The sequence below is a fragment of the Lawsonibacter sp. OA9 genome (genome assembly GCF_022440585.1).
The window spans coordinates 2700118-2724635 of sequence record NZ_JAKNTI010000022.1; the positions used below are offsets into that span (position 1 = coordinate 2700118).

General features: G+C 57.8%; 26 protein-coding genes. 17 read left to right on the plus strand and 9 right to left on the minus strand.

Going from position 1 to position 24518, the window contains the following annotated elements; all coding sequences use genetic code 11:
* Nucleotides 1–105: 105 nt before the first annotated feature.
* From MCG44_RS14290 to MCG44_RS14365, 16 genes are all read left to right on the plus strand, one after another.
* On the plus strand, nucleotides 106–999 hold the full coding sequence (locus tag MCG44_RS14290) for a ParB/RepB/Spo0J family partition protein (protein WP_147572562.1): 894 nt from the start codon (nucleotides 106–108) through the stop codon (nucleotides 997–999).
* Nucleotides 992–1615, plus strand: a complete 624-nt coding sequence (locus tag MCG44_RS14295) for a hypothetical protein (RefSeq protein WP_240288859.1) — start codon at nucleotides 992–994, stop codon at nucleotides 1613–1615. The genes MCG44_RS14290 and MCG44_RS14295 overlap by 8 nt, the downstream gene beginning before the upstream one ends.
* A 172-nt stretch (nucleotides 1616–1787) precedes the next feature.
* A complete protein-coding gene (gene serS, locus MCG44_RS14300) occupies nucleotides 1788–3089 on the plus strand; it encodes a serine--tRNA ligase (protein ID WP_240288860.1) in 1302 nt (433 codons plus the stop codon).
* A 222-nt stretch (nucleotides 3090–3311) separates the two neighbouring features.
* Nucleotides 3312–3746, plus strand: a complete 435-nt coding sequence (gene mscL, locus MCG44_RS14305) for a large-conductance mechanosensitive channel protein MscL (RefSeq protein WP_186853210.1) — start codon at nucleotides 3312–3314, stop codon at nucleotides 3744–3746.
* A 1-nt stretch (nucleotide 3747) separates the two neighbouring features.
* On the plus strand, nucleotides 3748–4116 hold the full coding sequence (locus MCG44_RS14310; protein ID WP_186853211.1) for a hypothetical protein: 369 nt from the start codon (nucleotides 3748–3750) through the stop codon (nucleotides 4114–4116).
* 24 nt (nucleotides 4117–4140) lie between these two features.
* Complete coding sequence (gene rsmG, locus MCG44_RS14315; RefSeq protein WP_186853212.1) at nucleotides 4141–4854, plus strand: 16S rRNA (guanine(527)-N(7))-methyltransferase RsmG; 714 nt, start codon at nucleotides 4141–4143, stop codon at nucleotides 4852–4854.
* Between the two features lie 105 nt (nucleotides 4855–4959).
* Nucleotides 4960–5694 (plus strand): AAA family ATPase, encoded by a 735-nt coding sequence (locus tag MCG44_RS14320; protein ID WP_147572549.1) that lies wholly within the window; start codon nucleotides 4960–4962, stop codon nucleotides 5692–5694.
* A 173-nt stretch (nucleotides 5695–5867) separates the two neighbouring features.
* Entirely contained in the window at nucleotides 5868–6284 is a 417-nt protein-coding gene (locus MCG44_RS14325) for a methylglyoxal synthase (RefSeq protein ID WP_147572547.1), read from the plus strand.
* A gap of 335 nt (nucleotides 6285–6619) precedes the next feature.
* Complete coding sequence (hisS, locus tag MCG44_RS14330) at nucleotides 6620–7987, plus strand: histidine--tRNA ligase (RefSeq protein WP_186853213.1); 1368 nt, start codon at nucleotides 6620–6622, stop codon at nucleotides 7985–7987.
* 48 nt (nucleotides 7988–8035) lie between these two features.
* Nucleotides 8036–8521 carry a hypothetical protein gene (locus tag MCG44_RS14335; RefSeq protein WP_186853214.1) on the plus strand — a complete coding sequence of 162 codons (486 nt, stop codon included), beginning with the start codon at nucleotides 8036–8038 and terminating at the stop codon, nucleotides 8519–8521.
* A 203-nt stretch (nucleotides 8522–8724) separates the two neighbouring features.
* Nucleotides 8725–9213, plus strand: a complete 489-nt coding sequence (locus MCG44_RS14340; RefSeq protein ID WP_240288861.1) for a hypothetical protein — start codon at nucleotides 8725–8727, stop codon at nucleotides 9211–9213.
* A 74-nt stretch (nucleotides 9214–9287) separates the two neighbouring features.
* Complete coding sequence (locus MCG44_RS14345) at nucleotides 9288–9797, plus strand: hypothetical protein (protein ID WP_186853215.1); 510 nt, start codon at nucleotides 9288–9290, stop codon at nucleotides 9795–9797.
* A 49-nt stretch (nucleotides 9798–9846) separates the two neighbouring features.
* On the plus strand, nucleotides 9847–11646 hold the full coding sequence (gene aspS / locus MCG44_RS14350) for an aspartate--tRNA ligase (protein WP_240288862.1): 1800 nt from the start codon (nucleotides 9847–9849) through the stop codon (nucleotides 11644–11646).
* Nucleotides 11647–11874: 228 nt separating this feature from the next.
* Nucleotides 11875–12249: a desulfoferrodoxin family protein gene (locus MCG44_RS14355; RefSeq protein WP_240288863.1), complete on the plus strand. Its 375-nt coding sequence runs from the start codon at nucleotides 11875–11877 to the stop codon at nucleotides 12247–12249.
* Nucleotides 12250–12395: 146 nt separating this feature from the next.
* Nucleotides 12396–13256 (plus strand): fumarylacetoacetate hydrolase family protein, encoded by an 861-nt coding sequence (locus tag MCG44_RS14360; protein WP_240288864.1) that lies wholly within the window; start codon nucleotides 12396–12398, stop codon nucleotides 13254–13256.
* A gap of 10 nt (nucleotides 13257–13266) precedes the next feature.
* Nucleotides 13267–14445 (plus strand): glycoside hydrolase family 3 N-terminal domain-containing protein, encoded by a 1179-nt coding sequence (locus MCG44_RS14365; protein WP_240288865.1) that lies wholly within the window; start codon nucleotides 13267–13269, stop codon nucleotides 14443–14445.
* A 151-nt stretch (nucleotides 14446–14596) separates the two neighbouring features.
* Here MCG44_RS14365 and MCG44_RS14370 read toward each other — a convergent pair whose 3' ends face one another.
* From MCG44_RS14370 to rpmH, 9 genes are all read right to left on the minus strand, one after another.
* Nucleotides 14597–15541 (minus strand): AEC family transporter, encoded by a 945-nt coding sequence (locus tag MCG44_RS14370; RefSeq protein WP_147572531.1) that lies wholly within the window; start codon nucleotides 15539–15541, stop codon nucleotides 14597–14599.
* Between the two features lie 98 nt (nucleotides 15542–15639).
* Complete coding sequence (locus tag MCG44_RS15040; protein WP_147572529.1) at nucleotides 15640–16902, minus strand: stage 0 sporulation family protein; 1263 nt, start codon at nucleotides 16900–16902, stop codon at nucleotides 15640–15642.
* 83 nt (nucleotides 16903–16985) lie between these two features.
* Nucleotides 16986–17921 carry a DNA polymerase III subunit delta gene (locus MCG44_RS14380; protein WP_240288866.1) on the minus strand — a complete coding sequence of 312 codons (936 nt, stop codon included), beginning with the start codon at nucleotides 17919–17921 and terminating at the stop codon, nucleotides 16986–16988.
* Between the two features lie 30 nt (nucleotides 17922–17951).
* Nucleotides 17952–19271 (minus strand): aminotransferase class I/II-fold pyridoxal phosphate-dependent enzyme, encoded by a 1320-nt coding sequence (locus MCG44_RS14385; RefSeq protein ID WP_240288867.1) that lies wholly within the window; start codon nucleotides 19269–19271, stop codon nucleotides 17952–17954.
* 62 nt (nucleotides 19272–19333) lie between these two features.
* Nucleotides 19334–20320 carry an RNA-binding cell elongation regulator Jag/EloR gene (gene jag, locus MCG44_RS14390; RefSeq protein ID WP_186853221.1) on the minus strand — a complete coding sequence of 329 codons (987 nt, stop codon included), beginning with the start codon at nucleotides 20318–20320 and terminating at the stop codon, nucleotides 19334–19336.
* A 2-nt stretch (nucleotides 20321–20322) separates the two neighbouring features.
* Nucleotides 20323–21807 carry a YidC/Oxa1 family membrane protein insertase gene (locus tag MCG44_RS14395; RefSeq protein ID WP_240288868.1) on the minus strand — a complete coding sequence of 495 codons (1485 nt, stop codon included), beginning with the start codon at nucleotides 21805–21807 and terminating at the stop codon, nucleotides 20323–20325.
* Nucleotides 21808–21852: 45 nt separating this feature from the next.
* Nucleotides 21853–22071: a membrane protein insertion efficiency factor YidD gene (gene yidD / locus MCG44_RS14400; RefSeq protein WP_147572524.1), complete on the minus strand. Its 219-nt coding sequence runs from the start codon at nucleotides 22069–22071 to the stop codon at nucleotides 21853–21855.
* Nucleotides 22068–22430 carry a ribonuclease P protein component gene (gene rnpA, locus MCG44_RS14405; RefSeq protein WP_186853222.1) on the minus strand — a complete coding sequence of 121 codons (363 nt, stop codon included), beginning with the start codon at nucleotides 22428–22430 and terminating at the stop codon, nucleotides 22068–22070. The genes yidD and rnpA overlap by 4 nt, the downstream gene beginning before the upstream one ends.
* Nucleotides 22431–22628: 198 nt before the next feature.
* Entirely contained in the window at nucleotides 22629–22763 is a 135-nt protein-coding gene (gene rpmH, locus MCG44_RS14410; protein WP_040649988.1) for a 50S ribosomal protein L34, read from the minus strand.
* A 465-nt stretch (nucleotides 22764–23228) separates the two neighbouring features.
* Here rpmH and dnaA point away from each other — a divergent pair.
* Nucleotides 23229–24518: chromosomal replication initiator protein DnaA (gene dnaA / locus MCG44_RS14415; protein WP_240288869.1), on the plus strand; the 1290-nt coding region annotated here is incomplete at its 3' end.

Genomic DNA, 24518 nt, shown 5'->3' on the forward strand with positions numbered 1-24518 from the left:
CGGAAAGCGGAGCTTTCGAGGTTCTGCTGTGTGGTCGTCCGGCTCTTATGAATCAATATCGTTCCTCTCCGCACCCGATGTTTTACTCTGGAAAAGGAGTTTATTATGGCAAAACGAACCAAAGAACTGGGGCTGGGCCGTGGTCTTAACGCCCTGCTGGGCGACCCGGACCTCCAGCCCCAAGGCGAGGGCTCTGTATCCCTGCCCATTTCCCAGGTCGAGCCGGGACTGAACCAGCCTAGAAAGCGATTTGACGAGGCGGCATTGGCCGATCTCACTGAATCTATCCGAGTCCACGGCATTATTCAACCCCTTACGGTTCGGCGGCTGTCCTCCGGCTACTATCAGATTATCGCCGGTGAACGCCGGTGGCGGGCGGCCAAGGCCGCCGGGCTGGCCGAGGTGCCCGCCGTCATTATTGAGGCGGATGACCGGAAGGTCATGGAGCTGGGCCTGATTGAAAACCTCCAACGGGAGGACCTGAATCCGGCCGAGGAGGCTCGAGGCTATCAGGTCCTGATGGATGAATATGGTCTGACCCAGGAGCAGGTAGCTCAACAGATGGGCAAGTCCCGGCCCGCCATCGCCAACACTCTGCGCCTGCTGGCTCTGCCGGATGAGGTGCTGGCGCTTCTGGAGGAGGGCATTCTTTCCGCCGGGCACGCCCGAGCCATTCTAGGCGCCCCCACCGCCGCCATTCAGAAGGAGGCGGCCCAGCGGGTAGCGGAGGGTCAGCTCTCTGTGCGCCAGACCGAAGCGCTGGTCAAGGCTCTTCAAAAGGAGCGTAATGAAAAGCCGAAGGCCGTCGGCCCCGACCTCTCCCTCTACCTGGGAGATCTGGAAAAGGACCTATCCGGCCGGCTGGGCCGGAAGGTGAAGATCGCCCACAAAGGAAAAAAGGGCCGGATCGAGCTGGAGTACTATGATGACCAGGACCTGGAAGCTCTCTTGACCCTGCTTCAGAGCCTCCACCGGGAAGGAGGTGGTGGGAATGGATGAGGAAAAAGCTCAGCAGGTAGGACAGGCCCCCCAGCCTGATTCACAGGATCTCCCCCCCTCTCCCGCCAAACGTGGGGACAAACCCATGACCAAGGGACAGCGGCAGCGCCGCCAGCGGTCGGTATTCCAATATATAGCCATCCTCTTTGCCGCCGCCTTCTTGCTGTTGCTGTACTCTTTCATGATGGAGCGGCGGCAATATAAGAGTTATCTGGAGCAAAACCAGGAGCAAATCGACAGCCTTCAGCAGTCCGCATCCGCCGTTCAGCGGTTGGATACCCTGTACGAGGAGAATGCGAAGTTGAAGGAGCAGGTAGCGGACCTGGAGGAACAGTTGGCGGATGCCAATGACCAGTTAGATGTGCTGCCTGATGTTATCAGCCACCAGGAACATGTGCTCTCTGAAACCTGCCGCGCCCTAGACCACTTCTGGCAGATTGACGAGGCCTATGTTCGGGGGCGTTATTCCCTTTGTCGTGAGTTAATTCAGGAGATGGAAGCCACAGAAAATGGGCAGACACCGCTGAAAGACTATCTCCCTAAGGAGAGCACCACTGACAATGGCCGTTTTTCTCCCTATGACCGCTATCTGGAGATTTACGAGGCTCTTTATTAGGGCACTTACTCTACCCTCAAGCTGAGGCCGAGCGCCAGGGAGATCTGTTTTGTGACCTAGAGACATGGGCTTTGGATCAGGAAAGCCCGCCAAGTCACTCCTTATCAAACTGACTTTCCCCCTGGAACGTTTCACGTGAAACATTACACTTAAATAAAGGAGAACGTATAAAATGTTAGATATTCGATTTGTCCGCGAGAACCCCGATGCCGTCAAAGAAAATATCAAAAAGAAATTCCAGGAGGCCAAGCTGCCCTTGGTTGATCAGGTCATTGCCCTGGACGAGGAGAACCGGGCCGCCGTTAGCGAGGCCAATGAGCTCCGCGCCAGCCGCAACGCCCTGTCCAAACAAGTGGGTATGCTCATGGGTCAGGCAAAAAAAGATCCCTCCAAGCTGGAGGAGGCGGAGGCGGTCAAGGCCCAGGTCAAGGCCAACGCCGACCGTCTGGCGGAGCTGGAGGCCAAGGAAACCGAGCTGGCCGCCCAGATCCGCAAGATCATGCTTCAAATCCCCAACATCATCGATCCCTCCGTCCCCATTGGCCCCGACGATTCCGCCAACGTAGAGGTAGAGCGGTTTGGGGAACCCAAGGTACCGGACTTCCCTATCCCCTACCACACTGAAATTATGGAGTCCTTCCGCGGCATCGACATGGACGCCGCCGGCCGGGTATCGGGCAACGGCTTCTACTATCTGCTGGGAGACATCGCCCGGCTGCATGAGGCAGTGCTGGCCTATGCCCGAGACTTTATGATCAACAAGGGCTTCACCTTCTGTATCCCTCCCTTTATGATCCATGGCAACGTGGTGGAGGGCGTCATGTCTCAGACTGATATGGAGGCCATGATGTACAAGATTGAGGGGGAGGACCTGTACCTCATCGGCACCAGCGAGCACTCCATGATCGGCAAATTTATTGACCAAATCATTCCTGAGGAATCCCTGCCCCAGACGCTCACCTCCTACTCCCCCTGCTTCCGCAAGGAGAAGGGCGCTCATGGCATCGAGGAGCGGGGTGTCTACCGCATCCACCAGTTTGAGAAGCAGGAGATGATCGTGGTCTGCCGGCCTGAAGACTCCATGGACTGGTACGAAAAGATGTGGCGCTACTCCGTAGAGCTTTTCCGCTCCCTGGACATCCCCGTGCGACAGCTGGAGTGCTGCTCCGGCGACCTGGCCGACCTGAAAGTCAAGTCCTGTGACATTGAGGCCTGGTCTCCCCGCCAGCAAAAATATTTTGAGGTGTGCTCCTGCTCCAATCTGGGTGACGCCCAGGCCCGCCGCCTGAAGATGCGGGTCAAGGGGGAAAAGGGCACCTATCTGCCCCACACACTGAACAACACAGTGGTAGCTCCGCCCCGTATGCTCATCGCCTTCCTGGAAAACAACCTCCAGGCCGATGGCTCCGTGGTCATCCCCCAGGTCCTTCGTCCTTACATGGGTGGTCTGGAAGTCATGGTGCCTGAAAAGTAATTTAGCGATTGCGATATTCTATTTTGCAATATTTTTATTATATATTACAATTTGTATTGACCGTTCTGGAGCGATTTACAGCACGTCTTACCCTACCCCAAGTCATTTGGACCGCCGAAAATGGCTCCAGACGGGTCGCAGGCTTCAAACCGTTGCGGCCCAACGGTTTCCAGGTTCTCCCCTTTCCGGTAGGCCCATTCAGCAGATAGGAGGAAAGCAGGCATGAAAAAATTTTTGGAAGAATTCAAGGCCTTCGCTATGCGGGGCAATGTAATGGACATGGCCGTCGGCGTGGTCATCGGCGGCGCCTTTGGCAAGATCTCCACTTCCCTGGTCAATGACATCATCATGCCCCTAATCTCCATGATTACCGGCGGCATAGACTTCTCTGACTGGAAGCTGGTCCTCAACGAGGCGGTGATCGATACCCAGGGCACTGTCGTCACCCCCGAGGTGGCCATCAACTACGGCAACCTGATCTCGGTGATCCTGGACTTTATCATCATCGCGTTCGCCATCTTCTGTGTCATCAAGGCCATCAACCGGCTCCATAAGAAGCCGGAGGAGGTCCCCGTCGAGGAGCCCGCTCCCCCGGAGCCCAGCGCCGAGGAGAAGCTGCTCACCGAGATCCGTGACTTATTAAAGGAGAGATCCTAAAATGTCCGAGGAAAAGCTCCCGGAGGAGCATAAAGGGGAGGACCGGGGATATACCCCCGCTTCTCCCCTGAAAAGGACCATGGCCTGGATCGCCCTGGCCTATGTGCTCATCCTCTTAGCCCTGACCACCTACTACTTTTACACCGGCACTACTTTGGGTAATCTGGCCCCCTTGCTCACCGTTCCCGGCCTCATCGGCTTGGGGGCGCTGGCTCTGGTGAGCTGGCGGTCCACTGGTCGGCCACGCAAATGGCTCGCCATCCTGCTGGCTATTTTGTGCTGGCTGGCTGCCCTGGCCACTCTGCCCATCGGCATTGTGGGCCTGCTGTCAAACTTCAGCGGGTTCGGCATCATTGCGTCAGTTTTCTGATCCCTGATTCTGGAGGAAGCAACCATGCGTGATATCATCGCCGCCGGCCTGGAGGAGCTGGGCCTGTCCCAACGAGTCCCACCGGAGGCACCGGAGCTGCTGGAGGCCTACGGCCGGGCGCTGCTGGAAAAAAACCAGGTCATGAACCTGACCGCCATTACCCAGCCCGACCAGGTGGCCCGGCTGCATATGCTGGACTGCGCAGCCCTGCTCAACTACGTCCACCTAGAGGGGAAAACGCTTCTTGACGTAGGTACCGGAGCCGGATTTCCCGGTCTCCCCTTAAAGATCCTCTGCCCCACCCTGGAGGTTACTTTACTGGACTCCCTGGGCAAGCGGGTCCGCTGGCTCCGTGAGGTGTCGGAGCAGCTTGGTCTGTCCGGTGTCACGGCCATCCACGCCCGAAGCGAGGAGCAGGCCCTGGTTAAAGGCTTTCGGGACTCCTTTGACTTTGTTACCGCCCGGGCGGTGGCCGACCTGCGGCTGCTGGCCGAGCTGTGCCTCCCCTTTGTGAAAGTGGGCGGCGTGTTCCTGGCCATGAAATCGGTGGACTGCGGCCCTGAAGTGGAGGGCGCCGCCCATGCTATCAAGCTGCTGGGTGGCCGGGTCCGGGACCAGGCGGACTATCAAATTCCCGGCACAGAGATCACCCACCGGGTTGTGGCCATCGAAAAGGTTGCTCCAACGCTCAAGGGCTATCCCCGGCGCTGGGCAAAAATTCAGAAAGAGCCGCTCTGACGAAAAGGCCTAAAAAAAACAGGTTTTAGACGAAAATTTTTTGTGAAATAGTTGACGAAATCCCAAATTGTGGGTACACTTGATTTGGTGAGTTAGGAGGTTTTTATGGGAACTGTCATTGCCGTCACCTCCGGGAAGGGAGGGACTGGAAAGACCTCCATCACCGGCGGCGTAGCCGCCTCCCTTGCTCTGATGGGCCACACGGTACTATGTATCGACATGGACATCGGCCTGCGTAATCTGGACATCACCCTTGGTCTCAGTGACCGGGCCCTGATGGACTTTTCTGACGTGGCGCTGGGCCGCTGTCCCCTGGCGAGAGGGGCTGTGGACCACCCCGATGTGAAGGGGCTGTCCCTACTCACTGCCCCTATGTCCCTGTCCCCCAGTCTGACCATCGACAAGGTCCGGGCCATGCTGGATACCGCCCGTGGGCAATATGACTACATCCTCATTGACTCCCCCGCTGGACTGGGGGCCGGCTTTCGGCTGGCCATCTGCGGAGCCGACCGAGCTCTGGTCATCGCTACCAATGATGCCTCCTCTTTGCGGGACGCCCAGCGTACAGTCTGCGAGCTGGAGAGTATCCGCCAGGTCCACCTGATCATGAATCGTATCCAGCCCAAGCTCCTCCGGAAGCTGCGGGCCACTATCGACGACGCCATGAACACCGCCGGCCTGCCTCTGATTGGGGTGGTGCCGGAGGACGATCAGGTCATGCTGGCCGCCAACCTGGGCCAGCCCTTGACCGCCCAGGGGCGACGGGGCGCCGCCTTGGCCTGCTGGAACATTGCCCTCCGTCTGGACGGCAATCAGGTTCCCATCATGCGCATCCGGTAACCCCCCTGGCCAAGACGCGCCCCTGGCCAGAAAAAATAGGAAGTATAATGGAAATACCCCGCCTACAGGGGTCCGTTTCCACAGGGCGGCCTACGGAAAAATAAATCAGTATTTTACGTTGGCCCCACAAAGCCTGGCGGCAAAGTCTCCGCCGGAGAAGGAGGTAACGCCTTATGAATATCGCGATCATGAGCCATACCAAAAAGCAGGATCTGATGGTCCAGTTCTGCACCGCCTACTGCGGCATCCTGTCCAAGCATACGGTATGCGCCACCAACGCCACCGGCCGCATGGTTATGGAGGCCACCGGCCTGCCCGTCAACCTGTTTTTATCCCATGAGCATGGTGGGATCGAGCAGATTGGCCAGCGCATCATTTATAATGAGATTGACCTGGTGCTGTTCTTCAACTCGCCTCTGGATAACGAGATGGATCAGAGCGTCCTCTACATCTCCCGGCTGTGTGACCAGCACTCCGTGCCCATGGCCACCAACGTGGCCACCGCCGAGCTGCTCATTCACGGGCTGGCCCGGGGCGACCTGGACTGGCGGGAGGGCATGAATCCCAATCGGGTCCCCTTTGCCCTATAAGGCTTGACTTTTCTTCCCCGCTGGGGTAAGATCGATAAATCACCGTGATGACGGCTCATTAGTATTCGGTATGTCGCCCAACAGAGAGGGGCCCCTTGGTTGAGAGGGCCCTAGGGTCTGGCTCCGGAGAAGACAGTGCCACCAGCGGGCCCGGAGACGGGTGCGGTCCCCTTCCCGCAACAGAAGGTCAGAGAGGGATGCCGGAGGCGTCTGAAATTGGGTGGCACCACGAAGCGTTCCGCGCTCTCGTCCCAATCATGGGAGGAGAGCGTGTTTTTTATTCTAACCAGCCAATCCCATTACTTCATTTCCACCAAAGAAAGGATCTTGATACCATGAGCAAAGTACAGCCCCGCACCCTGTCCGGCTTTATGGAGCTGCTGCCTCCGCAGCAAGCCCAGTTTGAGCGGATGGCGGCCATTCTGCGCGAAACTTACTCTCTCTATGGCTTCACCCCCTTGGATACCCCACTCATCGAGTCTAGCGAGGTGCTGCTGGCCAAGGGAGGAGGAGAGACAGAAAAACAGATCTACCGCTTTATGAAGGGGGACACGGATCTGTCCCTCCGCTTTGACCTGACCGTTCCCCTGGCCAAGTATGTAGCCCAAAACTATGGCCAGCTCACCTTTCCCTTCCGCCGCTTCCAGATTGGCAAGGTCTATCGGGGAGAGCGGGCCCAGCGGGGCCGATTCCGGGAGTTCTATCAGGCGGACATCGACGTTATTGGCGATGGCAAACTGGACATCTCCAACGAGGCGGAGATCCCCGCCATCATCTATCAGGCCTTTTCCAAAATGGGCCTGCGGCGCTTCCAGATCCGGGTGAATAACCGGAAGATCCTCAATGGCTTTTACGCCATGCTGGGGTTGACAGACAAGTCCGGAGACATCATGCGTACCGTGGACAAGCTGGACAAGATCGGCGGGGAGAAGGTAGCCGCCCTCCTCACTGGGGAGGACATCGGCCTCACCCAGGACCAGGCCGATGAGATCCTGAAATTCATCGCCATCAAGGGCTGTAACGGAGAAGTCCTTGCCGCTCTGGAGGGCTATCGGGGCCGTCACGCGCTCTTTGACACTGGACTGGACGAACTGCGGACCGTCACAAAGTACCTGGCCGCCTTTGGCGTGCCGGAGAGCCACTTTGCCGTGGACCTGACCATCGCCCGTGGGCTGGATTACTACACCGGAACCGTCTACGAGACCACCATGCTGGACCATCCGGAAATCGGTTCCATCTGTTCCGGCGGCCGATATGATAACTTGGCGGAATATTATACCGATAAACAACTCCCCGGAGTTGGAATTTCCATCGGCCTGACCCGCCTGTTCTTCGTTCTGGAGGATCAGGGCTATCTGAATCAGAATCTGAACACCGCCCCCGCCGACGTGCTCATCCTGCCCATGACCGAGGACCTCTCCCCCGCCATCTCTTTGGCCACCACCATGCGGGATGCCGGTATCCGTACCCAAATCCACGGGGAACAGAAAAAATTCAAGCAGAAGATTTCCTATGCCGATAAGCTGGCTATCCCCTATGTCGTCTTTCTGGGAGAGGACGAGATCCGCGCCGGCGTGGCCGCTGTCAAGGATCTGCGTACCGGCGAGCAGGTGAAGCTGCCCTCCGTTGAGGCCGTGGCCCATATCCGAAGGGGGTTGGAACAACTGAATCGGGGCACACCCATCCGGGACCGGGAAAGCTGAGCCGTCCGCTGACGAGATCTTCCTCTCCGCCGCAAAAAGGGGGTTACCATGAAAGCTGTCAAAAAGTGTTCTTACATCTTATTCCTGGCAGTCGGTCTTCTCCTGGCGTTATTTTTAGGGTTTCGGTGGCTGGATCGATCCAGAGAGTTTTCCTCCCTCCTTCCGTTTTCTCTCCAGGAAGTCACTGCGTGCTACGCTACCCTCGAATGTTTCTATCCGGACGACCCGGCTCAGGAGAAATCTCTCCACACCCAGCTCACCCAGACACAGACTCAGGATCTTCTGGAGCGGCTCTCGCAATCCACCTACCGGCGGGAGGGCTCCGCCAGCGGGCTCTCCACGGAAACAAACTCTCTGATCCGGATCTATCTCCACACCTCCGGCTCCAGCCACTCGGAGCTGATGCTGAACGGAGAACTCCTGCTGGTCAACCCCCTTACCTATCGGGGCGATTCCGTTACCTACCGCCCGGAGGGGGACAGTCTGGCCCAATATCAGGCGCTTTCAGCCTTTTTGCAGTCGTGTATGAAGTAACGCACCCGACTCTAAGCAGCCCCTCCCTGCCCGGCTCCCCGGACGGCGGGATTGCAGTTTACTATCTTTCCGGCTGTACCCCGGAGTGCATGGCCTACTGGGACGGCACTTTTCTCTGGCTGCCGACCTCAGCGCCGGCCAAACCCCATAGAACGCAGCCGTTCCCCTATTTTCCACGGATCACAGAGAGGAGTGCTGCCATGATGAAAAACCAGTTGAAGCAATTTCTCATCGCCGGGGCTGTGCTGGCCGTTCTGGCCGCCCTTTTCTTTGGATGGCGCAGCTGGTACTATCGGCCCCAGACTCTGGCTGATATCCTTCCTCTCTCCCCAGAGGACATTGAGGCCTGCGACGTACAGATGGACTATTCCGACCGGGAAAACGCACTCTGCTTTGATTTGACCACCGGGCAGTTCCATGAACTGCTGGACCTGCTCTCCAGTACGACTTATCAAGTCCCCGGAAAAAATATTGGGATCCCGGAGGACACCGTTCAAATCACCCTGGACCCTCATGCGCGGGTCTTTTTCCACTCCGGCGGCCGCCACATGGAACTCATCCTCCCCGGCAACCTGATCTTAGTCAACCCCCTGGCTTTCCCTGGCAAATCCAGGACTTATCTCCCCGATGGCAACCAGGAATTTCAACAGGAGGTCATCGCCTTTCTGGAAAGCTGCCAAAACGGCGCTTAACGATATACTTTTAGCAATCTTACTATACGATATAAATTGGAGTTGATTTTACTGACCAAAAAAGGAGCATTTTAATGAAAAAGAAGCGTATTTCACTTCTTATTACTCTTGCAGCCGCCCTCACTATTGCTGGGCTGTGGTACTTTTGGCCCCGTAGCCTCTGGGATATCCTCCCCTACTACACTCAGCCGGAAGAGGCATTCACCTCCTGCTATGCCATCCTCTCCCCCTTTGACCCGGGCGACGGTCTGCCTATCCAGACAGTGGAATTCCCTCTCGATTCCCCGCCCTATGACCAGCTAAAAGAACTGCTGGACTCCTCCTCTTATCGGCGGGGTCTCTCCGATCTGTTCCGCCTGGGTCGGGCCTCCGACACCCAGGTAGTCACCCTGTCCCCATACGCCGTTTCCATCTACTTCCGTCGGGGGGAGCTCCAGTGGTCCATTGACTTCTGGGGCCCACGGGCGGTGGCCAACAGTAGCACTGGGGCCAGCCGGACCTATCACCCCACAGGAGGGACCACTTTTCAGCAGGAGGTGGTAGACTTCATTGCCTCCCATGCCCCAAAACCGACCGTCATGTAATACAATTTGATATTATTTTTATAAATAATACGATTTGGAGTTGATTTTTATGGATAACCTTCAGAACTTTCACCGCACCAACTACTGCGGGGACCTGCGCCTGTCCGATGTCGGCAAGACGGTTTCCCTCTGCGGCTGGGTCCAGCGCCAGCGGGACCTGGGCGGCCTGATCTTCGTGGACCTGCGGGACCGCACCGGGCTGGTCCAGCTGTCTTTCGACGACAGCACCGACAAGGCCATCTTTGAAAAGGCCGCCTCTCTCCGGGCGGAGTTTGTGGTGGCCGCCACCGGACTGGTGCGGGAGCGTGAGTCCAAGACCAACAAGATCGCCACCGGAGATATCGAGGTCTATGTCACCCAGCTGCGCCTGCTGGCCAAGTCCGAGACCCCTCCCTTTGAGATTGTGGAGCACTCCAAGGCCAATGATATGCTGCGGCTGAAGTACCGCTATCTGGACCTGCGCCGCCCGGAGATGCAGGCGGCCATCGCCACCCGCCACAAGATCACCAAGATCTGCCGGGACTACTTTGATGAGCAGGGCTTTTTGGAGATTGAGACCCCCGTCCTCACCAAGTCCACCCCCGAGGGCGCACGGGACTATCTGGTCCCATCCCGGGTACACCCTGGCAAGTTCTATGCCCTGCCCCAGTCCCCCCAGCAGTACAAGCAGCTGCTGATGCTGTCCGGCTTTGACCGTTACTTCCAGATCGCCCGGTGCTTCCGGGACGAGGACCTGCGGGCCGACCGCCAGCCTGAGTTTACCCAGATCGACCTGGAGATGTCCTTTGTCAACGAGGACGACATCATGTCCATCCAGGAGGGCTTTTTGAAGCGGGTATTCAAAGAGGTGCTGGATGTGGATGTTCAGACCCCCTTCCAGCGTATGCCCTGGCAGGAGGCCATGGACCGCTTCGGCTCTGACAAGCCCGACCTGCGCTTCGGCTTTGAGCTTACCGACATCAGCGACATTGTAAAGGACTGCGGCTTCGGCGTGTTCTCCGGTCCAGTGGCAGGCGGCGGCTCCGTCCGGCTGATCAACATCAACGGTCACGCTGCCGACTTCCCCCGGAAGAAAATCGACAAGCTGGTGGACTTCGTCAAGACCTATAAGGCCAAGGGCTTGGCTTGGACAAGGATGGTGGACGGCCAAGTGACCTCCTCCTACGCCAAGTTCCTCACTGAAGAGGAGAACAAGGCCATTCTGGACCGGGCCGGCGCCAGGGACGGCGACCTGATCCTCATCGTAGGCGACGAGAAAAACGACGTGGTATGGGCCGCCCTGGGCGCCCTGCGGTGCGAAGTAGCCCGTCAGCTGAATATCCTGGACCCCAAGGACTTCCGCTTCCTGTGGGTGACCCAGTTCCCCATGTTCGAGTGGTCTGAGGAGGAGGGCCGCTACCAGGCCATGCACCACCCATTCACCGCCCCCATGGTAGAGGACGAGGACAAGATCCTCACCGATAAAGCCCACTGCCGGGCCCGGGCCTATGATATCGTCCTCAACGGCACCGAGCTGGGCGGCGGCTCCATCCGCATCAACACCCCGGAGATGCAGGAAAAGGCGTTCCAGGCTCTGGGTATCAGCGAGGAGGACATTCAGGAGCGCTTTGGCCATCTGGTCAACGCCTTCAAGTTCGGCGCTCCCCCTCACGGCGGCCTGGCCTATGGTCTGGACCGGCTGTGTATGCTGATGGCCGGCGCTCCCTCCATCCGGGACGTCATCGCCTTCCCCAAGGTGCAGAACGCCTCTGACCTAATGATGGCCTGTCCGGACTTTGTGGATGACAAGCAGCTGGACGATTTGAGCATTGCTGTCACCCGCAGGGAACAGGATGAGCCGGAAGCCTGATTCTCCTGTCCTGTCATCCACAAAATTCTATTTTGCAGAGAGAAACGCCAAACAATTAGGTGCCCTACCCGTCGCTGTTATCCACATGGAAAAAACCGCCGGGGAGAAATCGCCTCTCCCCTGGCATCCACCGGAGTCCCATGTACCATGGGACTCCGGTTTTTTTATAGTCACTGCCAGGTCCACCGCATAGAATATCTCAGTATTACGGGAAAGGAGCCTTTTACAATGAATTTTTACGCCGTTTCCCCTCACAGCGAGGTCGTCACCTTTCTGAATAATTTTGGTACCCCCATCTCCTCCTGCGGGCGGCGGATGCGGCCTCTGGCCTCCGGCTCTGGTGGAGGTTCTCCAGAGGTCCACGTCCCCATCTTGTCTATCAACGGGAACGAGGTCACTGTCCATGTGGGCACTCAGCCCCACCCCATGCTATCTGTCCACTATATTCAGTGGATCGTGCTGGAGTGTGCTAACAGTAGGCAGTGCCGCTTTTTGGTCCCCGGTCAGGAGCCCAAGGCTACGTTTCTGCTAACCGACGGTGACCAGGTGGAAGCTGCTTACGCCTACTGCAATATACACGGATTCTGGGCCTCTCAGCGGTAGAACGGATGGCCACCTGCCTTTTCTACGGTTCTCCTTGCCGTTCCCCGGCGGATATGCTACCATAGTGGTACCGGAACCCTGTCCCGCCACCGATGCCAGCCCTTCGCGGGACTGCCCCTGATTTGATACAAAAGGAGAGATCGTTTATGAAACTGGTGCAATTTTGGCGCAATGGAAGGCCCGCCCTGGGACTCCAGACCGAAAGAGGGGTGGTAGACGCGGCTGCCGAGGCCACCCGCCTGGGCGTCACGGTCCCAGAAGATATGGCCGCCGCCATTGCCCTCCCCGCTGGCGAGCTGGAGCGGCTGCTGACCCCCCTGCTCCAGGACCCTCAGTGTTTTACCGGCGCCCCCCTGGCCCCGGTGGTCACCGGGACTGACCGTATCTTTTGCATCGGTCTGAACTACCGCCAGCACGCTAAGGAGTGTGGTCTGCCCATCCCCCCTGCCCCGGTGCTGTTCAACAAGTTTTCCAACGCTCTGGCTGCACATGGGGACTGTGTCAAGCTGATTTCAGATTACAAAGAGTATGATTATGAGGCGGAATTGGTAGCTGTAATCGGAAAACCCGCCCGGTCCGTGTCCGAGGAGGATGCCCTGGACTATGTTTTTGGCTACACCTGCGGCAACGACCTGTCCACCAGGGACCTGCAGTTTGCCCGGGGCGGCCAGTGGGTGCTGTCCAAAACCTTCGACGGTTTTGCCCCCGTGGGCCCATGCCTGGTCCCTGCCGGAGAATTGGACCCCAACCATCTGGACATCTCCAGCACGGTCAACGGGGAGGTGCGGCAGAGCTCCAATACCTCGGACATGATCTTCCCCCTGGCCCAGATCATCGCTGACCTGTCCCATCACTTTACTCTGATGCCCGGAGATCTGATCTTCACCGGCACCCCCCAAGGTGTAATGCACGGCTATCCCGCTGACCAAAAGAGCTGGTTAAAGCCGGGCGACTGGGTGGAGGTGACCATCCAGGGCATCGGCACTCTGCGTACCACATTCTGTTAAGGAGCATACCATGAAACGATGTCTTTCCCTGCTCCTACTCTTTTTTCTGCTGACAGGCTGTACCTCCGCGCCTGAGACCTCCTCTGAAGGCCCTGACGAGCCAGCCGTCCCGGCGGGGCCCTCTATCTCAACCACCGAACCCTCTACCTCCCCAGAGGAAGTCCCCGACCCCCGGCGGGAGACCATTGACCGCCTCCTCTCCTCCATGACATTGGAGGAAAAAGTGGGGCAGATCTTCTTTGCCCGCTGCCCACAGGAAGATGGAGCCGCTCTGGCCAGCCAGTACCATCTGGGGGGATATATTCTGTTCGGCCGGGATTTTAAGGACAAGACCGCGGAGCAGGTCAAGGAGGATATCGCCTCCTACCAGTCGGCTGTGGAGATCCCTATGCTGATCGGCGTGGACGAGGAGGGGGGCACTGTGGTCAGGGTCAGCTCCAACCCAAAACTACGGCCCCAACGGTTCCTGTCCCCCCAGGCGTTGTATGAACAGGGCGGGATAGAAGCTATCCTGGCTGACACACAGGAAAAGGACGAGCTGCTCCGCTCTCTTGGCATCAATGTGAATTTTGCCCCGGTGGCCGATCTGTCCACGAATCCCGACGACTTTATTTACGACCGCACGCTGGGTCAGGGCGTAGAGGAAACCGGCGATTACATCGCCCAGGTGGTAGAGCAGATGTCAGTGGATACCATGGGCTCTGTGCTAAAGCATTTCCCAGGTTATGGAGACAATGTGGACACCCACACCGGCATCGCCCTGGACCAACGGCCGCTGGAGCTGTTTTGGGAGCGGGATCTCCTCCCCTTCCAGGCCGGCATCCAGGCCTCCTCCAACCATGGGATGACCGCCGTGCTGGTATCCCACAATATCATGGCGGCTCTGGACCCGGATCTCCCCGCCTCCCTCTCCCCAGCGGTCCACCAACTGCTGCGGCAGGGCTTGGGCTTTGAGGGAGTGGCGCTCACTGACGACCTGGCCATGGACGCCATTGATCAGTATGCCGCTGACGGCTCCGCCGCTGTTCTGGCCCTGCTGGCTGGCAACGATATGCTGGTCACCACTGACTTTCAGGAACAGATCCCCCAGATCCTCCAGGCACTGGAGGACGATGTCATCCCCCAGGAGCTGTTGGACCGGGCCGTGGAGCGGGTACTGGGCTGGAAATACGATCTGGGCCTGCTGTAAGCAGCCTAGGCCGTCGGCCCTCCATTCGCTGCCTCTGTTAAACCAGAATAGGAAAGCCGGCGAGTAATTATACTCGCCGGCTTTTTATTCCACCCATTTTTCAAACTCAGTGCCAACCAATTTGGTGCCGAACTGGTCCTGGGTCCACTCCTCATCCCAGACCCAGCATTAAAAAGGGGACCGTCACTAGACAGACTAGCACGGACAAGCAAGCTCCAGCAGCAGCGTACTCCTCGTCTGCGCCATAGGCTCCAGCCAGCACAGGAACTTGGCTGACCACCGGCAGAGCGCTCTCCACCACAAAGACATCCCGGGCCAGCCCACTGACACCGAACAGCATACAGAATAGCCAGCAGATCACCGGGGAAAGCCCCAGACGTATCACCAGCATAACAGGCAGTCCGGGCATCAGTCTCAAATTTTTCAGCCCCAATTCATAGAGAATAAACCCGCAGTAAATTAACGCGAGAGGGGAAACTGAATCCCCGATGTACTCCGCGAACCGCATCACCGGCTCCGGCAATTTCAAATCCGCTACTAGGAGCAGTAAGGACAACAGAAGGGCAAGAATAGGCGGCTTTGTCACCAAGTCCCAAAAAAAGCCGGTCACTCCGCCTCTAGAGGCCGGTCTGTCTCCCGACCGTTCAATAAGCAAAATCCCAACCGACTGTACAAAAATGGTGTTGGCCAGATAATATAGCATCACATAAGGCATACATACCTGACCAAACAACTGAGTACAGACCGGGATGCCAATAAACAGGGTATTGGACAACCCGGCCATAGCCACAAAGACGCCCCACCGCTTCCGCGGCAGATGAAGCAGGGCTGCGGCAGCGGTAGATATCAGCAGTGTGACCCCCACTCCCAGGACTCCAGACGCCACTAGAAGTCCAGCCTGGGCCAAATCATTATGGCTCAGATTATCCAGCAGTCCCACCACACAGTTGCATGGTACTGCGATGTTAACGATGTACCGGCTGACAAACCGCTTCTCCCTAGTGGTCATCCAGCCCTTGACTCCCATAAAGTAGCCCACAGACATGAGCATCAGCAGCACTGACACAGCGGACAGCGCGTGGAGGAAGCCATCCATCCCTTTCCACCTCTTCTCAAATCAAAAGCAAGGACCCGGCCCTCTCCGCGAATAGACCGGGTCCCTATCTCTCTGCCACAGTGCGATGGGAGCAGAGCTCACTCCTGGGGCTGTTCACTCCTGGGGCCGCTGCCCCCTCTAGGCCGGCGGCGGCGGCGACGGCTGTTCCGCTTCTCGCTCCCCTCGGTCCCGGCGGACTTGGGCTGCCCCTCGCCGCTCTGAATCTCCTGGGGCCGCTGCTCCTTCCGCTCCTGGCGGGGGCGGTCCTCCGTAGTACGGCCCTCCTGCTCTCCAGCGGTACGCCGCTCTCCTCTGGGTCGGCGGCGGCGACGGCGTTCCCGGCGCTCCTCGCCCCCCTCCTGCTCCACAGCGGGCGGGGGTGGGGTCTGGCTCTCCTCTCGGCGGCTGAAAACCTCCTCCAGCGCGGCGGCCAGAGAGGAGCCCTCACCGCTGAACTCCCGCTTCTCCTCCGGGGCGTCCTCTACTTTACGGCGCAGCTGGGCCAACTGCTCCAAAGGTGGCTCCACATAGCCCTCCGGCCGCTTTCCCTTCCCATTTCGGATCACACACAGTTCACAGTTATGGTAGCATTTGGGGGTCTCCGGTGCCGACTCCAGCCGAACTTGGACTGTTTGACGGAGCAGGTTGACGCTGGACACAGTGCCCGCTCCGTCTGGAGTTTCCACAAAAGACTCCTGCTTCGGGGCGTGCTTCACCAGGTCCTCATATGCCTCCTGCTCGTACTTCAAGCAGCACATCAATCTGCCACAGGTACCCGATATCTTGGTGGGATTCAGGGACAGGTTCTGCGTCTTTGCCATTTTGATAGACACAGGCTGGAATTCATCCAAAAATTGGGAGCAGCAGAAGGGCTTTCCACAGATGCCTAATCCACCCAGCATCTTGGCCTCGTCCCGCACGCCGATCTGGCGCAGCTCGATACGGGCGTGGATGGCCCCGGCCAGGTCCTTGACCAGCGCCCGGAAGTCCACCCGCCCTTCGGAGGTAAAAAAGAACAACACCTTGCTGCCATCAAAGCTGTACTCCGCCTTGACCAGCTTCATATCCAGGCCATGCTCGGCAATCTTCTGCTGGCAGATGGAAAAGGCTTTCTTCTCCTTCTCTCGGTTGGCCTCTACTGTCTGCCGATCCTCCTCCGTGGCCACCCGGATCACCGGGCGCAGGGGGGCGGTGAGCTCGATCTCATCGATCATAGAGTTTGCTTGTACACACTCACCGTACTCCGTACCCCTGGAGGTCTCCACGATGACCCCGTCCCCTATCTGGAACTGCCGTCCATCGGGGTTGAAATAATATTGCTTTCCGCCGCTTTGAAAGCGGACGCTGATGATCTCTACCATAGGGGATTCTCCTTCTTCTCTCCAGAGTGGATACGCGGGGCCGGCGGCTGTGCCGCCTTTTCCCCGCTCCGCTCCCGGAGTTCTCACTCCTTTATGAACATCCCGGCACATAACCAGCCAGCCATCTGACCGGAATTGGCGTTGAGCTGTGAGGCCCTCCGCAGCTGATGGACCAGCTCTACTCCCCGGAGGGATCTACGGCGGTCGCCGCTCCTCCCAATTCGGGCACCTAGAGCCGCCTCCAGACTGTCCAGCAGTCGGTTCAGCTCCTCCCGGTCCATCCTATCCAAAACCATGGCCGCCTCAAAGAGCTGCAGCTCCGTACCTTCCTCCACGGCCTGGGCCAGCCGGTCCGCCTGCTCCTCTCTGGTCCTGGTTTTCTCGTCGGTCCCAGACAGCCGGTCCACCGCCCGGCCCAGAACACCCTGGCAATCCAGGGCGGCTGTCTGGATCTCCTCCAAGCTTTTTTGGGGAAAGCGGTCCTTCAGCCAGCTCTGGCACTGGACCACAGAAACAGGGGACAGCACCAGTTCCTCGCACCGGGAGCGCACTGTCTGAAGCAGTCCCCCCCCGTTCTCCGCCAACAGCAGAAAGACGGCATATCCAGGGCCCTCCTCCAACAGCTTCAACATGGCATTCTGGGCGGAGGCATTCATCTGGTCTGCCCCTTCCAGCAGATAGATTTTCCGATCCCCCTCGTTAGGACGTATATATGCGTCGCTTCGGAGGGCTCGGATCTGATCCACGGTGATAGGTTTGCCCTCCTCCGGGCCGGAAATAATCTCAAAATCTGGATGGATTCCAGCGGTTATCTTTTTGCATGGGGAGCATTTTCCACAGGGCCTGCTGCCGCTATCGGACGTACATACCATAGCGGCGGCCAGCAGCCGGGCCAAAGTATGCCGGCCGGAGCCGGTTGGACCTGAAATAATGTAGGCGTGGGCCAGGCCGCGGCCGCTCTCCTGCTGGGAGAGCTGCTCCTTCAACCTGTCGTTGCCAGCCAAGGCCGAAAATTCCATAACCTTCCTCACTTGTGGGAACATTCTCCATCAGAGGGCGGCAATCCGCACCTCTGATTTTATATTATATCCTATTTGTTTCAAATAGGCCAGCGATTTTTTTGAGATTACCTCGCCGGGAGCCACTACTGGTACTCCCGGAGGGTAAGGCGCGATCTGACAGGCGGCCACCTCCCCCTCACAGTCCTCCAGCGGCCAGACCCGGCTGGGGGCAAAGAGAGCCTGCCGGGGAGACATGGCCTGCTCCGGCAGAGGCGGAGCTGGAATGGGCGGACAGGGTCCCATCTGCTCCCGCAGCTCCTCCAGCCGCCTCTCCAGCGCACTCAGGGAAAAGCTGTTATCAAAGGGGGTACAGATAAAGACCACATGGCCCCCGTCCTCCATCTCTGGATAAACGCCGCGCTTCTCCAGCGCGCGGGTAAAAGCGGGACCGTTCTGGACGCTGAGAACAAAGCGGGTGGGATCCAGCGACAGTCTTTTTTCTCTTAGGGAGGGGAATTGCTCCCGCAGCTGTGCCACCCGGAGAGCGGTCCGGCGGTAGTCGTGATGTCCCCATTTGACCATCCACTCTCGGGCCGTGTCCATGCTGGCCATAATGGGATAGGAGGGACTGGAGGTGCCAAAGACCGAGGCCAACTGCCGCACCCGGTCCGGGTCCATCCCATTGGTAAAGAGCAGGGCCCCTTGTCCCAGGGTGGGAAGGGTCTTGTGGGCGGACACTACAACTCCATCCGCTTCCCAGAAGGGAGCCTGACCTAGGAAGGGCAGATGGGCGCCGTGGGCGCCGTCTACAAAAAGTTTTCCACCATGGGCGTGAACGAGACGAGAAATTGCGCCAACATCTGATAACACTCCGGCATATGTTGGAGAAGTAATACAAACTGTTTTTATTTTAGGACATTGGCACAGCATATTTTCCACAGTTTCCGGGGAAATCGGACCGATCAGGCTTTCCTCTCCCAGCCAAGGGCGCTCCAGATAGATGGGCTCCAGATCCAGCAGAGCCATGGCGTTAAACACCGCCCGGTGGCAGTTTCGGTCCACTAGCACTTTACTCCCCGGCGGACAACACAGGGCCAGTCCGGTGTGGATGCCCTGGGTAGAGCCGCCGGTGAGAAATTGGCAGTATTCAAAGCCAAACTCCTTTGCCCATAGAGCCTGGGCGGAAGCAAAGGGCTCACCCCCTTCGTACAGGTTCCCGGTAGGGGGCAGCTCGGTGAGGTCAATGGGGGTCATCCACTTCAGCTCCGCCATCAGGGGAACAGGCCCTCCCTTGTGCCCCGGCATATGGAATCGGAAAGGCTCTTGGTCCGCGTACTTTTTCACCGCGTCATATAAAGGCGTAGGCATGGGACACCTCCAACTGAAAAAAAGCGGCGGGAGAAAATTTCTCCCGCCGCCCGTGCATTCTCTTATTTCTGACCGGGAGCATAGGCCACCACAGTGCGGCGGTTGGGCTCCACACCGGTGGAGTAGGTGGTAACATTGGGATAGTCCTGAAGAGCAGTGTGAATCACATGGCGCTCATAGGCATTCATGGGCTCCAAAGTCATATTCTTCCGGTACTTGACCACCTTGCCGGCTACCTTCACCGCCAGGCGCTGAAGGGCCTCCTCCCGCTTGGAGCGATAACCTTCAGCGTCCACGTGGATACGGACCCGCTTAGACTGACCATGATTGATGGCGTAGTTTGTCAGCTGCTGAATAGCGTCCAGCGTTTCTCCCCGGCGGCCGATGATAGCCCCAAGATCCTGCCCCTGGAGACGCACCTTATAGTTGCCCTCCTCGGTGACAAAAATCTCAGGAGCGGCCTGCACATTCAGGTGCTCCATCAGACCGGTGAGGAATGTGGCAATCTTCTGGGCCTTCTCATCGTCCTCAGATACGGGGACCGCGGGCGTTTCTGTCCGCAGGGGTTTGTGCTCCCTGCTGCTGATAAGCACCTCATCTCCCTCCTGGAGCTGGCCAGGCGCGGGACGGCGCTTACCCTCATTCCGGCGGTCCCGGCGGGGCTGCTGGCTCTTCCAGCCAGGTTTAGCGGACAAAATAGTCTCCTCTTCCACAGGGGCGGCGGGTTGTTCCTCTTCCTTCTCCTGGACAGGAGCGGCAGACAGCACACGCTCCTCCCTGGGCTGAGGCTTTTTCTCCACCTGTCTGGGCTCCTCCTGGCGGACAGAAATCTCCTCCAGCAGGTCCTCCATCATAGGCTTGGGAGAGCCATCCTCCACCTCATAGCTCACACGGACCTTGGCGGGGTTGCTGCCAAAACCCAGAAATCCGGATTTTGCCCGCTCAATCACTTCAACAGACACATCGTCCCGGTCCAGGCCCAGCTGGAACAGGGCGGCGGAGATGGCATCCTCCTCAGAGCGTCCGGTGGTCTCAATCCACTTGATCATAGTCAGATACCCTCCTTCTTCTCGTCCTCATCCGGCACTTCGACCTCGATTTCCTCTACCTCGACCTCGATTTCCTGAGTCTCGGCTTCCTCGGTCACTTCAGCGGCAGAGGACATCCGCTCCTCCACAGCCTGGGCGGACTGGACATCTAACTCCTCTTGAGCTGGGGCTTCAGCCGCCGTCTGCTCCATCTGAACGGGAGCGGCAGGCTGTTCCGCCTGGGACTCAGGGGCGGGCTGACCCTTCTTTTTTCCCTTGGCGGCGGCCTGAGCCTCCATCTGGGCACGGATCAGGATATTGGGATCCTGATAGGGTGTGACGCCGCCAAACCGGCCGGGTATATAAGCCCGGCCCCTGGCGTAGGCTCGGATGCCCTCCCGGCTGTCCTCCTTGTTGACGCCCTCCTGATCGGGTTCCTCATCTTTTTTCTTCTTCTGACCAGACTTTTTCTTGCCCTTGTTCTGCTTCTCTTCCTCGATGCGGCGGGCCCGCTCCAGACGAGCCTCCTCCTTACGGCGCTTTTCCTCTTCCTTCTCCTGGCGCTCCCGCTCTTCAGCGGCCAGCCGGGCAGCCTCATAGTCCTTCTTCAGCATCCTGCCGCAGATGACCTCCTGGGCCATGGTGACGAAATACTGGGCCACCCAGTAGACAGACAGGCCGGCAGGAACGGTAAAGCCGATCCACAGAGACATCAGCGGCATCATCCACATCATTATTTTATTCGTCTGGTCCATCTGGGCATTCTGAGTCTTGGTATTCATCTTGTTGGTGGCCATGGACACCTTCATGGATAGGAAGGACACTCCGGTGGACACCAAGGGCAGGAGAAACAGGCCAATCGAACTCCATTTCAGGCCGCCGGTCCAGAATTTCCAAGTGGGGATGAGGGACAGGTCCAGACCCAGGAACTGGAAGTTCATAACAAATAAGCCGCTGCCGGCCTCACCCAGGGCAGCCTGGAGCGAAGCCAGATTGGAGTCATTGATCAGGGACAGCAGATACAGCTGATTATAGGCGCCGTTCTCAAAGACGCCGCCGGCCTTGTCCATCATGGCTTGGGTCACCCAGCCCTGGGTGACCGCTACGGTATCCCAGTTTAGCAGCTGGGCCACTTCCTTGATCTGGTCCATAGACAGGTTCATGAAGTAGGTGATCGGCTCGCGGATAATGCCATACAGCGCGATGAGCACAATCATAGGGATCAGGGACCACAGGCAGCCGCCCATGGGGTTGACCTTCTCCCGCTCGTAAAGTTTCTGTACCTCAAGGTTATAGCGCTCCCGATCTTTGCCGTACTGCTTTTGCAGCTGCTGCATCTTGCCGGAGAGCAAATTCATCTGGATCATGCTCTTCTTGCTCTTCAGAGAAACAGGGAAGAGAATGAGCTTAATCACAATGGCGAACAGGATCAGGGCCAAGCCGTAGCTGTTAAAGATATTATAAAAGGTCAGCAGCAGCCAGGCAAAGGGTTTTAGTATGATACCCACAATGTTACCTCCACAAATCAGGTTGGGGCGGCGGGCCCGGTCTCGTTACGGGACAGGATCATATTGGATCGATCTCTGCCGGTGGAAGGGGTGGCACCGAAGGATGCGGCGCAGGGCCAGCCAGCCTCCCTTGAGAGCGCCGTATTTCTCCACTGCCTCCAGGGCGTAGGCAGAGCAGGTGGGGATAAAGCGGCAGCAAGGGGGGCGCAGGGGCGAGATATTGCGCTGGTAGGACCGGATGAGCTTCAGGAGCAGCCATTTCATGGCCTGTCCTCCTTTTTGTCGGACTGGGCCATAAGTCCCAACTTCTTCATCTGCTGGAGAAAACTGCGCTCCAGTTCCCTGTACCGGCCAAAGATGGCCCGCGTCCGGGCCACTACCACGATGTCGAAACCTGGGAGGAACTTCTCCTCATTGGTACGGTACAGCTCCCGGATACGGCGGCGGACAAAGTTGCGCTTCACAGCGTTGCCCAGCTTCACGCCAGTGGTAATGCCCAGCCGGCTCTGGTCCCGGCCTGTTTTGCGGCAATATACCACAAAATAGGGGGACACCGCACTTTTTCCTTTGTTGTACAGGCGGCGGAATTCATGATTCTGTTTCAATGAAACGGTGTGCTTCATGATACGCCTCCCTCTGTCCAGGGCATCTCCATTGGTTTACAGGAATCTCCGTATGCGCGTTTGGGGCGGGGGATCAGATCCCACGCCCCTTCTGCCCGATCTATAAAAATCGTGTCCTCTCACCGCATCTGCATCAGATCCGGTCTTCCGCTCATCCCAGGATGGTTTTGCGGGACGACTCTGGTCCCGCCAGTCTCATCAGTGGGTCAGGCGGGCGCGGCCCTTGGCGCGGCGGCGAGCCAGCACCTTGCGGCCATTGCGGGTGGCCATACGCTTGCGGAAGCCGTGCTCCTTGGAACGCTGGCGCTTCTTGGGCTGATAGGTACGAAGCATGGGGGACACCTCCTCATTTGATCTCAAGCCGGCTTTCCCGGCCCAACAACAGTTTCCAAAGAAACTGCGGTCTGCTCTTTCCGGCGCCGGATAGACCCCGGCCGGTATTTCCGCAAAAATGGGTACAATAGCCCCTTTGCAGGAAAGCGTTACTCATTATAGACGATGATGGGACCTGATGTCAACCATCTTTTTTATCATCTGAGTCAACTTTTTTCTCTCTTTTTCCTCATATCTCTACATCTTGTGTCAGATATCTTTCCTATACACAAATTGGACTATTTTTTTCCCTTACATTATAAATAAAAATAAAGGGAAATCCTTGCGGTCCAGCCCCAATTTTGGTATAATGTTCAGTATGGAAAATCCTATTTTCAGGAACATCCCGATGAAACCGACCAGCCGCCTTCTCTGTGCAGGGGAAGGCGCTTTCCAAGTTTTCAGACTGTTTTAAGGAGGACTCCAATGAACCCTGCCGACGATATCTGGGCAAAGGTCATCGAACTGATGAAGCAGCAAGGCCTGAGCCCTACCACCATCAAAACATGGTTTGACGACGCGAAAGCCGTATCCCTCACTGAGGACAGTTTTACCATATCGACCCCAAACGACTATACTCAGAGCGTGATTAAATCCCTCTATATTCCGAAGATCGAGGCAGCCCTGAAAGAACTGTTTTCTATGGACCTGAAGGTGGTGGTCCTGACGGAAAAAGAGCTGGAGAATACCAGCGCGGCCAAACAGGATATCCTGTTTCCCGGCACCAGCGATTATACCTTCGAGCGATTTGTGGTAGGCTCCTCCAACCGATACGCCTACTCCGCCGCCCGGGCGGTGGCCGATATTCCGGGCCGGGCGGGCTACAACCCGCTGTTTATCTACGGCGAATCCGGACTGGGCAAGACCCATCTACTCTACGCCATCGCCCACACCATCCACGCCAACCATCCAGACTATAAGATCGTCTACATCAAGGGGGACACCTTTACCAACGAGCTGGTAGCCGCCATCCGAGAGGGCCGCAATCAGCAGTTTCGGGAGAAATACCGGGAGGCGGATGTCTTTCTGATGGACGACGTTCAGTTCATCGCCGGCCGGGAGTCCACCCAGGAGGAGATGTTCCACACCTTCAACACCTTGTACGAGGCCGGGCACCAGATCGTATTCACCTCTGACCGCCCCCCAAAGGAATTGCTTCGGCTGGACCAGCGACTTCAGACCCGATTCGAGCAGGGCCTGCCCGCCGATATCAAGCCTCCCGACTATGAGACCAGAATGGCCATCATTAAAACTAAGGCTGTTCGTATGGGGCTGGACCTGCCCGAATTTCTGCTCCAACTCATCGCCGAGAACATTACCGCCAACGTGCGGCAGATCGAAGGGACCATCAACAAGATCATGGCTTACCGGGATCTGATGGGCGCCACTGTGGACAAGGACACCGTGGTCCGGGCGGTAAAAGATATGTTCAAGGAAAAGTCGGATATCCTGCCCACAGCGGATGTTATCATTGACGAGGTATGCAAGTTCTACAACATAGAACCTACCATTCTACGGGGCCAAGGCCGGTCCAAGGACATCGTGTTGGCCCGCCAGATCGCTATGTATCAGATCCGAAGGATGACCAACCTCTCTCTGGACGAGATCGGCCAGGAGTTCAGCGGCCGGGATCACAGTACAGTCATCCACTCCATCCGTCAAATCGAGGAGTCCATCAAAAGCGACTCGGAAAAGGCGGAGATCGTCAAGGACATC